Source organism: Paenibacillus phytohabitans (genome assembly GCF_013141775.1).
GTDB classification, from domain to species: domain Bacteria; phylum Bacillota; class Bacilli; order Paenibacillales; family Paenibacillaceae; genus Paenibacillus_AQ; species Paenibacillus_AQ phytohabitans.
In genome coordinates this window covers 84,842-96,111 of the sequence record NZ_WHOB01000012.1, presented here as the reverse complement: position 1 = coordinate 96,111, position 11,270 = coordinate 84,842, and the positions used below count along the sequence as shown (strand labels likewise).

12 protein-coding genes are annotated in these 11,270 nt (G+C 55.0%); all 12 read right to left on the bottom strand.

Going from position 1 to position 11,270, the window contains the following annotated elements; genetic code table 11:
* Positions 1–5: 5 nt before the first annotated feature.
* The 12 genes from GC101_RS00920 to GC101_RS00865 all read right to left on the bottom strand — a co-directional run bounded on the left by GC101_RS00920 (position 6) and on the right by GC101_RS00865 (position 11,263).
* The gene (locus GC101_RS00920) at positions 6–269 is read right to left on the bottom strand and encodes an acyl carrier protein (protein ID WP_246354117.1); all 264 of its coding nucleotides are present in this window, start codon (positions 267–269) and stop codon (positions 6–8) included.
* A 30-nt stretch (positions 270–299) separates the two neighbouring features.
* Complete coding sequence (locus GC101_RS00915; RefSeq protein WP_171715727.1) at positions 300–1,907, bottom strand: amino acid adenylation domain-containing protein; 1,608 nt, start codon at positions 1,905–1,907, stop codon at positions 300–302.
* Complete coding sequence (locus tag GC101_RS36680) at positions 1,900–3,054, bottom strand: acyl-CoA dehydrogenase family protein (RefSeq protein WP_171715726.1); 1,155 nt, start codon at positions 3,052–3,054, stop codon at positions 1,900–1,902. The genes GC101_RS00915 and GC101_RS36680 overlap by 8 nt, the downstream gene beginning before the upstream one ends.
* A gap of 74 nt (positions 3,055–3,128) precedes the next feature.
* Positions 3,129–4,757 carry a class I adenylate-forming enzyme family protein gene (locus GC101_RS00905; RefSeq protein WP_171715725.1) on the bottom strand — a complete coding sequence of 543 codons (1,629 nt, stop codon included), beginning with the start codon at positions 4,755–4,757 and terminating at the stop codon, positions 3,129–3,131.
* A 22-nt stretch (positions 4,758–4,779) separates the two neighbouring features.
* Entirely contained in the window at positions 4,780–5,814 is a 1,035-nt protein-coding gene (locus GC101_RS00900) for a hypothetical protein (protein ID WP_171715724.1), read from the bottom strand.
* Positions 5,815–5,830: 16 nt separating this feature from the next.
* Positions 5,831–6,904 (bottom strand): 3-oxoacyl-ACP synthase III family protein, encoded by a 1,074-nt coding sequence (locus GC101_RS00895; protein ID WP_171715723.1) that lies wholly within the window; start codon positions 6,902–6,904, stop codon positions 5,831–5,833.
* 26 nt (positions 6,905–6,930) lie between these two features.
* Positions 6,931–7,200: an acyl carrier protein gene (locus GC101_RS00890; RefSeq protein ID WP_076243108.1), complete on the bottom strand. Its 270-nt coding sequence runs from the start codon at positions 7,198–7,200 to the stop codon at positions 6,931–6,933.
* Positions 7,201–7,204: 4 nt separating this feature from the next.
* Positions 7,205–8,227 (bottom strand): electron transfer flavoprotein subunit alpha/FixB family protein, encoded by a 1,023-nt coding sequence (locus GC101_RS00885; RefSeq protein ID WP_171715722.1) that lies wholly within the window; start codon positions 8,225–8,227, stop codon positions 7,205–7,207.
* A 139-nt stretch (positions 8,228–8,366) separates the two neighbouring features.
* The gene (locus tag GC101_RS00880) at positions 8,367–9,119 is read right to left on the bottom strand and encodes an electron transfer flavoprotein subunit beta/FixA family protein (protein WP_171715721.1); all 753 of its coding nucleotides are present in this window, start codon (positions 9,117–9,119) and stop codon (positions 8,367–8,369) included.
* Between the two features lie 31 nt (positions 9,120–9,150).
* Entirely contained in the window at positions 9,151–9,663 is a 513-nt protein-coding gene (locus GC101_RS00875) for a flavodoxin domain-containing protein (RefSeq protein ID WP_042137623.1), read from the bottom strand.
* A 33-nt stretch (positions 9,664–9,696) separates the two neighbouring features.
* Positions 9,697–10,470, bottom strand: a complete 774-nt coding sequence (locus tag GC101_RS00870) for a 4'-phosphopantetheinyl transferase family protein (RefSeq protein WP_171715720.1) — start codon at positions 10,468–10,470, stop codon at positions 9,697–9,699.
* A gap of 10 nt (positions 10,471–10,480) precedes the next feature.
* Positions 10,481–11,263 (bottom strand): enoyl-CoA hydratase-related protein, encoded by a 783-nt coding sequence (locus GC101_RS00865; protein WP_246354114.1) that lies wholly within the window; start codon positions 11,261–11,263, stop codon positions 10,481–10,483.
* Positions 11,264–11,270: the final 7 nt, after the last annotated feature.

Genomic DNA, 11,270 nt, shown 5'->3' with positions numbered 1-11,270 from the left:
AGCTCTCACCTCCCGGGCAGGCTGCCCTGCGGATGTTCACTGCTCAGCTCAGCGGTCAGCGCAGTCAGCTCGCCCAGCGTCTCACAGCTGAGCAGCTCATCTACATGCTCTTCCAGGTTCACGCCAAGCCTGCTCTCCACCATCGCGATAATCTCCACAATCATCACCGAGGTAATGGCCAGATCATCCTCAACCGACAAGCCGGGATGCAGCTCCTCCTTGTCGAAGTAGCATACGCTGGCGATAATCTCATACAGCTTGTCCTGCATCTGCACAGTCTTCTCTCCCCTCATCTTCCTTCAGAGCCGCTTGCGGAATTCATGCTTCAATTGCTGCCGGTCAACCTTGCCGCTCCCCCCTGTAGGGAAGCTGTCAAAGACATGCACCATATCGGGAATCATATACCGGGGAAGCAGCTTGCCGACAGCCTGCTTCAGCCCAAGGACGGTGAAGCTGCCAGCTTCATGCACAACCACGGCAGCACAGATCAGTGGATGGCCTTCACCATCCTGGATATCCACGACCGCGGCATCCAGAATATTCTCCATGTCATGCAGCACGCGTTCAATCTCCGGCAGCTCAATACGAAAGCCGGAACGCTTAATCAAGGCGTCTTTGCGGCCAATCAGGACGAGCGCTCCGTTTTCATTAACCATAGCCATGTCCCCGGTGCAGTAGAGCTTGTCTCCAAGACCCCAATTCGGCGGTATGCTGCGGAAGCTCTGCTCTGTAAGCAGAGGGTTACGGTAATAGCCCTTCATGACTATTGAGCCTCTTACACAGAGTTCACCCTCTTCACCGGCACCGGCAAGACGTCCGTCAGCGGTTACCACGACAACTCCGGTATTTCCGCAGGGATACCCGATCGGTACGGGAGTGCCGTGTATACCGTCTTGTTCACTCAGCGGATAATAGGTACAGACGTTGGTTTCAATCAGCCCGTACAGATTGTAGAAATCCGCCTCTGGCAGCAACTCCATCACCTGGTGCAGCAGCTTCGGCTGCAGAACCTCTCCCGCAAACAGCACGCCCCTCAGCGAAGGCAGCCCACCTGCTGGCAACCGGCCGTATTGGACCACGGCAGCCCAGAGTGAAGGCACGGAATAGACCCAGCTAATTCCCCCCTGTTCGATGGCCTTGGTAAAACGCGCCGGATGCTGAATGACCTCAGCCGTCAGGAGGACGAGCGTTGCCCCTACGGCAACCGGCACGAAAATATCAAACACCGAAAGATCAAAATGAAAAGGTGCGATGGCCGCGAAGCGTTCATGTCCTTCCGGTTTGAAGTAACCGCAGCACCAGTCAATGAAGGTTCTGGCATTCAGGTGGGTAATCATCACGCCTTTGGGTACTCCTGTGGAGCCTGAAGTATACAGAATATAAGCCAGATCCTCGCTGATCGGCTGTCTTCTGCTCTTGTACAAATGGCGCAGGGGCTGCTCCGGCGCAGCTTGAACGATCATGCCGAAATCTGCGTCGTCCAGTTCGGCGCCCCCCTCCACCAGCAGGATATGAAGTAACCTCAGCCGCTCCAATTGCTCTGGATTCGCACCTTGCAGCAGCTTCAGCAGGTTCGCACCATCAGTAACCAGAAACCGCGTCCCGCTCTGCTCCAGAATGGTCAACATTCTGTGTACAGGAGAGTAGCTCGTGTCCAGCGGAATGTACGCCCCTGCGGTGAACAGTACGCCGAACATGGCGCATACTGCCTGCGGGGACTTGTCCAGACAGATTGCAGCGGTCTCCCCCGGCTCCATGCCGGTATCGATCAGTGCATCTGAGATTTGAATACTGCGCCGAAGCAGCCCGCCATAGCTTAGCTCCCTGCCTTCAAAGCGCAGCGCAGTCTGGTCGGGGCAGCGCTCAGCGCTGCGGAGCAGGTAATGCTGAAGCAGGAAATCACTCATACCCTTCCCCCAGACCTTCCAGCATGATTTTCTTCTGCATCTCACTCGTTCCCGAGTACAGCTTGGAAGCAAGGGAATCCCGCATCTGCTTCTCCGGCGGGCTCTCCTTCACATAGCCGTAAGCTCCCCAGATTTGTACCGCCGCAAGGCTGTTCTGCACCTTGGATTCGGAGGTATGCAGCTTCAGCATGGAGGCGCTGTGCATTCCGCAGCGGCCCTGGTCAAAGTCCTCGCACACCTTATACAGCATCAGCCTGCTTGTTTCCATCCGGATTCTCATCTGGACCAGCTTGTCATAGACACCCTCGAAGGAGCGGATGGCCTGCCCGAATTGCTTCCTCTGGCCCGCATACTGATAGGTCTGTTCATACTGCTGTTCCATGGCTCCGACATGATAAGCACTGACTATAATCCGCTCCCACAGCATCGCCTTGAAAAAAATACCCATCCCCTGCCGTTCCCGTCCCAGCAGCCTGTGCGCCGGAATACGGGTGTGGTTCAGCAGAACCTCACTCATCGGGCTGGTCCGCAGGCCCATCTTCCCGAAGACCTGTCCAATCTCGTATTCCTGCTGCCGAGCTTCCAGAATAAAGGCCGACACATCCAGCATGGGCAGTCCATTCGCATGCTTGCCGTACACCAGCAGGATGTCGGACTCCGGGGCGAGTGTGGCAAAGGTTTTGATGCCGTTCAGGATATAACCTTCCGGTTCCTTCTCGACAGAGGTGGTCATGGCGGAAGAATCAGAGCCCGCCCCAGGTTCCGTAATTACGCTGCTGCCGATGAATCTTCCATCCATGAGCGGTGCCAGATAACCGGCCTGCTGCTCCTTACTGCCGTATACCCATAGCGGCACTTGGGCCGCTGACATTTGAGCGCATACCGAGAAGACCAGGCCTTCATCCTGGCAGCGGCGCGCCAGCGAACGGATCGCCAGCGCCGTGGTCAGCATTCCCTGCTCCGCTCCTCCATACGCTGCCGGAAAGGGAAGCCCGAGCAAGCCGGTACCGGCTAATCTGGACCACTTATCCCTGCGGAAGGTGCCGCTCTCGTCATCCGCATACACTCCGTCATTCAAATACCGCTCACAACATTCCTCCATTAAGCCGCAGATCTGCCGCTGCTCCACGGTATAGCTGAAATCCACAATAAGCGCCCCTCGACCTGTGATTTATTGAAATATAAGAATTTGAAGCCAAAGCCTCACTTTGCGGGGTTATCCTATAGCTCCCCGGCCATGCCTCTGACGATCATGTCATTGAGCAAAAACTGGCTTTCCGCCGGAATACCCTCTACAGCCCATCTTCGGAGGATGTTCTTCTGCACCTTCCCTGATTCCAGTACCGGCAGCTGGGAGACGAGATGTACCCGGTCTGGAACCTTATAGTTCGCGATTTTGCCGCGGCAATAGGCTTTGACCTCACCTTCGGTAAGCAGAACTCCGGGCCTTGGGATCACAAAAGCAGCCAGGGCCTCACCCAGAATCTCGTCCGGCTCCCCGACAACCGATACATCCTCAACCTTGTCCATGTTCAGTACACATTCTTCAATATCTACCGGGTAGACATTGAAGCCGCCGCGGATGACCATATCCTTGATGCGGCCGGCAATGCAAATATTGACGCCGTCCTTGTAATAGCAGGCCAAATCGCCGGTGTACAGCCAGCCTTCCTCGTCAATTACCTCACGCGTCTTGGCTTCGTTGTTGTAGTAGCCCTTCATCAGATAGCCTCTGATTGCCAGCTCCCCGATCTCGCCCTTCGGCAGCTCCTTGCGGTCCCGGTCGACAATCTTGACCTCGAAGCCTTCAATCGGCCTGCCGACGGTGTTCAGCCGGACCTCCGGCGGATCATCCAGCCGGGTCATTGTGACCAGGCCCGTAGCCTCAATAATGCCGTAGGCGTTAATCAGCGTGCAGCGGGTCGTTTCCTCGATGGAGCGGGCTAAATACGGGGTACAGAGGGAACCGGAGACCACGACCTTGCGCAGCTCCCTGAACAGCCCGGGCTTGCAGTAAGGCATGGCCAGGATCAGGCTCCACATCGTCGGCTGGGTGTGAAAGAGGTTGATCCCGTTTTTGGCGACATGGGTCAGAATATCATTCGGATTGAAGTTGGAGATCCATTTCATTGTGATACAGGAGACAAAGTAGACGAGCACGGCATTGAAGCCCTGCGCAGCATAGAGAGGAGCAATCGAGAAGCCGATATCATCGTGTATATCCAGCAGCTGTCCGCCATAGTAGGAGGTGGCCACCAGATTGCGGTGCGTGATCATCACGCCTTTGGGGTGGCCGGTGGTTCCGGAGGTGTAGCCGAGAATCGCAATATCCTCTGGATCAATAGCTTCGAGCTGTCTGTCCTGAAAAGGGACTGTGAGCGGCTTCAGCAGCCTGGCAAAAGACATGCTGCCCGGTGCAGGCTCATCGCCAAGCACGATATAATTGCGGATCGCCGGCAGTTCGGGCCGAAGCCCGGTCAAGAGAATTTCCTCATAGTTAAAAATGCCCAGCCGGTCCTGGTAAATGATCGTCTCCGCATCGGAATTGTCCAGAATCCGCCGGATTTCATCCGGTTCATACCGTGTGCTGACGGGAACAATCCACGCGCCGATTTTGAACAGGGCGAAGTAGACGTACAGATATTCAAGACTGTTGGGCAGCAGTACGGCCACCTTGTCGTTCTTCTTGATCCCGAGGTCCAGCAAATTGCCGGCAATGGTGAGGGAATAGTCATACAGCTGCGCGAAGGTGACAGCCTCCTGCTCGAACACCACCGCAGGCTTGTCCGGGAAATCCCTTTGTAATGTATCCAGCACGCAGTCAATGGTCAAACGTTCATATTGGATCATCGGTGTGCCCTAGTCTCCTTTGTTAGCCCAAATAGGATAAATCAAAGCCTTCGAAATGCTGCGCTGCCTCTTCCTCATTCAGAATGGCGCCGATACAGCCCGGCAGCCTGCGGGGGCGCTGCATGGCCGTCATAATATACTGGATATAATTGAAGTTGTTCGAGAACGAACGGATGCCGATGGCCTGCATGATGATCCCGATGAACGCGCCGGGAGCCAGATTGGTGTTCATCATTTTGTCCGCAAAATCCGGAAACAGCACCGCCTTCAGCTTCTCCACGCATACGAACAGAAACTTCTGCATACGGATGAAGATATAATCCTTGTCCTTCTTGTAGATTTCGTCTGTATGGACCAGCTCCCCGTCCAGGTAGAACTCCGCCAGAATCGGAGATTTCAGCTTCATATAACCTTCCTGGTCGAAGGTAATATGATTGAACACATCGTACAGGACGACCGTATACTTGATGTCCTCCTTACCGCTGAACGCCTGGAGCCCGGTCAAATACAGATTGCCTTCAGCGGCGTAAATATCTACGATATCTTCCTCATAAAATAAAGCGCCGGGTCCAGTGTCCCCATGCTGCTTGTGCATGAAATAAGAACTGTAGATCCCGCTCATAATCTCAAAAATATGAAAACATTTAAACCGGTCAAAACGGAGCCGGGCAGCGAGTTTTTTGTCAAACCACTGACCCTCAAGCTCCTCCTTCAGCTTCTGCTCCAGGTAATCCCTCGAACAGAGTACACCCTTGCCGCCGTTAAAAAGATCATCCACCGCCGCTTCCAGAATCAGTCCGTCCGGGCTGATGGTGAGATGAACCATGAAGGACAGGGAGACATCCTGCTTGCGCATGCGGGTGATATCCCGCTGCCAGCCGATAATATGCAGATTCCCTTCATCATCCGTCTGCAGATTGGTGCCACGCGCCCTGATCATGGGCACGAGCTTGTCCGTGCAGGAATAGTTGCCGTAGGCGACCTTTTTGCGGATGATTGCTGTGTCGAGCGGTTCTCTTACGATCAGCTTGGGAACGGGAAAATTCGTGACCGTCATAGTCTGCCTTCCTCCCTTACCATATGAGGTATGCCGCCGCATAGGTTAAGCCGCAGGCACTGCCCAGCAGCAGGATCGAGTCTCCCTTACACAGCAGCCCCTGCTCCTCGGCGATCGCCAGACCGGCGGGAATATTGGCGCTCCCCATGTTGCCGTTCTCGGGGAAGGTATTAACGGGGAAGACTTTCTCCGTCCTGACCTCCAGCTTGTTCAGCAGTGAGTTGGTGATATTCCGGCCCAGCTGGTGGGAGAAGATGTAATCGATGTTGTCCTTGCGCAGCCCATGCTCGTCCAGGAATTCATAGACAAAACCGGGCATATCGCGGATGACATTGGCGGCAATCCCGCGCCCGTCCGCCCAGCTCATGAAATCCATTCCCTCGAACCTTGGAGCGGGCATATGGATTTTGGGCGATACATAGAGCGACAGCTCCCAATCCGCATGGTTCCTCTGCTCCCCGTAGTACTGGATGGACTTCTCGCCATTGTCAGCACTCAGCAGCATGGCGGCGGCTCCGGCCCCGGCGAACAGCAGATTCATTTTGTAATCGGCTTCTTCAAGACTGCCGACCTTGCCTGCATAGTTGGAAGCCTCCAGCAGCTCCAGCGGATTCTCACTGGTTACAACGAGGATATTGCGGTATTTGCCCGATTGAATATAGAGGCTGGACAGCTCCATGGCTTTTAGGAACCCGTTGCAGGTGTCGTTGATGTCGTAATAATTGCCCCGGGTCATTCCCAGCTCATGCGCCAGGATAATCGCATAAGACGGTTCACGGAAGGGATTACACACACCCACGAACAGCAGCAGGTCAATTTCGCTTGCTGTGATGCCCGCTTTGCCGATCGCTTCCTGCGAGACCTTAACGGCCATCTGCACAGAGCTCTCCTCCCGGTAGTCCGCTGAGCAGGAACGGGTCGTAATTTCCAGAAAATCGAGCTTGCGCTTACTGCCGTACACCAGTTGCTCCAGATCATCCTTCGGCAGATGCTGAAAGTACTTCTCCGCGAACAAATCTACGATCTCCCCGTTGGTCATCCGCCCCTTGGGGATGTAATAGGATAGGGCACGTATAGACAGATTCAACATGGTCATGCTCCTCTGCATCAAGATGATTAATTGCCGGTCTGCGCGTCCAGGACCAAACTTCTATAGTTGTCAAACAGCTCATAGGCTTCGCCCAGTGTCCGGGTCATTACCCGGTCTTCGGGATTGAACATGACCTGGTACTCTCTTTCGAGCCTAAGCATCACATTGACCAAAGATAAGGAATCAACCCCCAGCTCCAGCAGCAGATTGACCTCCGGGGTCAGTCTTGAAGCCTCAATCCCCAAATATTCGGCAAAGATTCCCTGGAACTGTGCAAAGCTTATCCGTTCTTCCATATGCTCACCTGCCTACTGTTATGTTTTGTCTAACCTGATCAATCAGGAGCGGCACCGCCTCGAACAGATCGGCAACAATACCGTGCGCAGCCAGTCCCAGAATAGGGGCTGTCCTGTCCCTGTTGATAGCAATCACGGTGTCCATTCTGCGGATGCCCACAGTATGCTGAACCGCTCCCGAGATGCCGACCGCGATATAGATTCTGCCGCTCACATTCCGGCCTGTTAAGCCAATCTGCCGGGAATAATCCAGCCAGCCCTGGTCAATCACGGGTCTTGTTGCACCCAGCTCTGCACCCAGGCATGCGGCAAGCTCTCGGACCAGCTCCATTCCTTCCTTGCTGCACACGCCCCGTCCTGCGGCGACGATAATACCGGAAGCGGCGGAGCCCGGCGCTTCTCTGCTCTTGATCACCTCAAGGATAGAGGTGCGTAGCACGGATGGAAGCTGGAGCTGCGGATGAATAATCCGTCCGGTCCGGTACGGATCGGGTTCGCAAGGGGACATGGCCCCGGGCCGGACTGTCGCCATTTGCGGTCTGGCCTCCGGGCAGCAGATGGTCGCCATTAACGCCCCTTCCCGGGCTGGCCGGATCTGCAGCAGCACCCGGCTAGGCAGATCAATGTCAAGCTCTGTGCAATCCGCAGTTAAGCCGGTGTTAAGCCTTGCAGCTAATCTAGCGGCGATGGATTTGCTATGTATAGTGGAGGGAAGCAGCAGGATTTCCGGTTTAGCCTCCAATACCAGCTGATGCAGCAGCTCCGTATGAACCTCTTCGCTCAGCGGACTGAGGCCGGGCTGATCGAGCACATAGACGGTGTCCGCGCCATGGCTGATGCAGGAAGCCGCATAGGCTGAGGTACCGCTTCCGATAAGCACGACGGCAATGTCCGTCTGCAGTTTCCGGTTCAGCTCACGGGCTGAGCCCAGCAGCTCATATACAGCCGGGCTAAGCTGTCCTTCCGCGTATTCACCGGCAATCATGAGACCTTCATATTCTCTAGCCCGCAGGCTCTGGTCCGGCATGGAAGCCTCCTTATCTGAATGAAAATAACAAGTGGAAACGGCTTTGCCGTCCTTTTGTAAGGACGGTACTGTTTCAGCGAGAAATAGAAGGATAAGTTATCATGTGAAACATATAAATTCTTATATTTTAGAAAAAGCATCATATACCCGGTGACATATTCTTATCTGTCAAAAGCTGCGCGATCTCCTCAATCTGCTCCCGCAGGCTCTTGCCGCTTACGGTGAAGGGCACCTGCCGGTCTGCGGCAGGACGGGTTGCCTGCACCCGGGTAGGCGATCCCGCAAGCCCGCAGGCTTGCTTGTCCAGGCTCAGGTCCTGGGCGGACAGCCTGGTGATTTCACAGCGGTTAGCCTTCAGAATTCCATTAATGGTAGCCATCCGCGGCTGATTAATGCCTTTATGCACCGTAATCAGGGCCGGGAGCATCAGCTGCACAATTTCAAAACCGGTCTCTGTCATCCGCCTGCAGGTGATGTGCCGCTCTTCCAGGGCGAGGATCTCCAGCACATGCGTGGTGTGCGCAGTGCCCAGCTTCTCCGCCAGGGCGGGACCGACCTGTGCGGTCTCCCCGTCTGTCGAATGGGTGCCGCAGAGAATCAGATCCGGCTTGCCTAACAGCTCAAGCCCACGGGAGAGCACAGTGGCCGTTGCGAGTGTGTCCCCACCCGCGAACAGCCTGTCAGTCAGCAGCACGCCTGCATCCGCACCCAGTGAGATGCAGCTCCGCAAGATTTGCGCTGCGGATTCTGCTCCCATGCTTACGGCGGTTACGCTCCCGCCCTGGCGCTCCCTGATCCGCAGCGCCTCTTCCAGGGCAAAGACATCCGCCGGGTTCATAACAGGCCCCATGTGAGCGGAGGGTACCTGCTTGACACATACAGCGATTTGCAATCCGCTCACTCCTTCCTGGACAAGGGTGTGCTCATGAGGTCTGACGCAGTTCCTGAAGAATCGGCGAAATGTTTTCTTTGCGCACATCGTCGCAGTTTCTGACCATTTCTTCTGCCATTTCCTTGCCCATGAACAGCCGGGTCATTTTCTGTCCGACCTTCATCATGGTTTTATCCTTGTCGGCCAGCTGTTCAAAGTTAAACCGGCCTTCCAGCGGGAAATATTTCAGCCCGGCACGGATTTTTTCGGGAATGCTTTTGTTGTAGTTCTTGATGGAGGCTTCGCTTTGCACAGGCGTTTTGGAGACGGAAAAGAGGATGACCTTCTTATGCTGCAGCTGGTCCCATACCTTCTTGAGATAATCGGCGATGACCAGCTTCTGTACCCGCACATAGGTACCTATAATTACGGTGTCATACTGGCCTGCCTGCTTAATGTCAAACGTGTCGATGTCCGCGAGATCGGCTCCAAGCTCCTCCGCGATCCATTCCGCATACTGCTTCGTACTTCCATAGACGCTTGTGTAAAGGACGAGACTTTTCATAAAGCACCTCCTGAAATGGTTGATACTCTTACGTTATAATGGCAGCATCTCTTGCAGACATTGCAATAACCGGGCTTCCGAGCCGTTAGTCATGGCCTTGGCCGGAAGCACAATGGTAAAAACATATTCACGGCGCAGAACGGATATGGCCTTGAATTGCGGGAAATTCTTGAACTGGCTGATCACTCCCTGCTCACCGCGGGTGCATGCTTTGATTTCGAACAGGTCGGTGGGAACGGTGAAGCCGGTCTGAAGCACTTTGGACATCGCTTCCTTGGCCGTCCAGAGCAGGGTCAGGAAGTGCGTCGGCGCAAGCTCAGGTCCAAGGTCCTTCATCAGGCCCTCTTCCTCCTTGGAGGTAATCCTTCTTAACGCGTCCATCGCCTTCTCATCCACAAGCTCCATGTCAACGCCCAGCAGAAGACGCGGGTCATAATCAACCGCCGCTCCCAGGGTGTCGCAATGGGTAATCGTAATCTTCCGGTCGCTTCCGGCCACCAGCGGCTGGCACAGAATTCCGTGATCAACCTGAATTTCGGACAGATCATCCTGCTCCTCAGCCACAGCCATCTTGGCGGCCAGCTTGCCGAGCAGGTAGCTGTTGCGGCGTCTGGGATATTTGAAGCCGAAGTATTGCTCCTTCTCCGCCGCACTCAGATAATCCAGTGGCCCGTCCTCCGGCGGCAGGGAGACCACACTCAGCTTCAGCCCATAACGATCCTCCGGGCCTTCCAGCTCAAAGCTGATCCTTCTTACCGTGTGGGAGAGGAACTGTTCGTATTGCTTTGCGAAGGTTGTATATAGCATCACTGTGCCCCTATTCTTTTTCCCAGGGAAATCTTTTGTAACGCACATAATTCTGAATGTTCTCTCTGACTTCTGCAGAAGCGGTCAGCTTGTCAATCTCGGCTACGGCGGCATGTTCCATCGTTTCGTTGATAATCCACATTTGCCGGAAATAGCCTTTGATCTCCCTTACTGTCTGCGGCGTGATCCGGCTGATTCTCCGGTATAGCCGCAGAATGCTGGCATCCGGGTCAGCAGTTACTTCATCGGCCAATCTGCACCCTAGCGCTTCTTCCGAGGACAAGGGCAGCGTGGTCAAGGTCATCTTGTATGCCTGCCAATAGCCGGTCCGCCGGATAAGATAAGGACTGACGAGAGCGGGCACGAGGCCCCAGATCGCTTCAGGCAGGGAAAAGGTGGAACGCGGCGAAGCGACCACATAATCACAGGCAGCCATCAGCCCCACACCACCGGCAAGCACCTGCCCGTCTACCTTGGCGATCACCATCTTGGACAGTTCGCCGATCCTTTTCATCGTCTGCAAAAAATCTACGGATGGCGGGGCGGCTGAATCACCGGGTGCGTCGTCCTCCCCGTCCGTAAACGCATGAAAATTCATCCCGGTACAGAAATACCCGCCCGTACCTTCAAGGACAATCACCCGGCAGGCGCTCAGCTCCTCCAGCATCCCTAAGGCATGCTGCAGCTCTGATACCAGGGTGGCAGTGATACTGTTCTTGTGCTCCGGACGGTTCAGCCGGATGCTGTAGAGCCCTTCGTCCAGGTGACTTACGGCAATAGAATGATACTCCATGGCAGTC

What these genes read in the sequence shown, in the direction of transcription:
- GC101_RS00865 (WP_246354114.1), bottom strand. Translation starts at nt 11,263, where the DNA reads ATGGAGTATCATTCTATTGCCGTAAGTCACCTGGACGAAGGGCTCTAC.
- GC101_RS00900 (WP_171715724.1), bottom strand. Translation starts at nt 5,814, where the DNA reads ATGACGGTCACGAATTTTCCCGTTCCCAAGCTGATCGTAAGAGAACCG.
- GC101_RS00875 (WP_042137623.1), bottom strand. Translation starts at nt 9,663, where the DNA reads ATGAAAAGTCTCGTCCTTTACACAAGCGTCTATGGAAGTACGAAGCAG.
- GC101_RS00895 (WP_171715723.1), bottom strand. Translation starts at nt 6,904, where the DNA reads ATGTTGAATCTGTCTATACGTGCCCTATCCTATTACATCCCCAAGGGG.
- GC101_RS00920 (WP_246354117.1), bottom strand. Translation starts at nt 269, where the DNA reads ATGCAGGACAAGCTGTATGAGATTATCGCCAGCGTATGCTACTTCGAC.
- GC101_RS00915 (WP_171715727.1), bottom strand. Translation starts at nt 1,907, where the DNA reads ATGAGTGATTTCCTGCTTCAGCATTACCTGCTCCGCAGCGCTGAGCGC.
- GC101_RS00885 (WP_171715722.1), bottom strand. Translation starts at nt 8,227, where the DNA reads ATGCCGGACCAGAGCCTGCGGGCTAGAGAATATGAAGGTCTCATGATT.
- GC101_RS00870 (WP_171715720.1), bottom strand. Translation starts at nt 10,470, where the DNA reads ATGCTATATACAACCTTCGCAAAGCAATACGAACAGTTCCTCTCCCAC.
- GC101_RS00905 (WP_171715725.1), bottom strand. Translation starts at nt 4,757, where the DNA reads ATGATCCAATATGAACGTTTGACCATTGACTGCGTGCTGGATACATTA.
- GC101_RS00890 (WP_076243108.1), bottom strand. Translation starts at nt 7,200, where the DNA reads ATGGAAGAACGGATAAGCTTTGCACAGTTCCAGGGAATCTTTGCCGAA.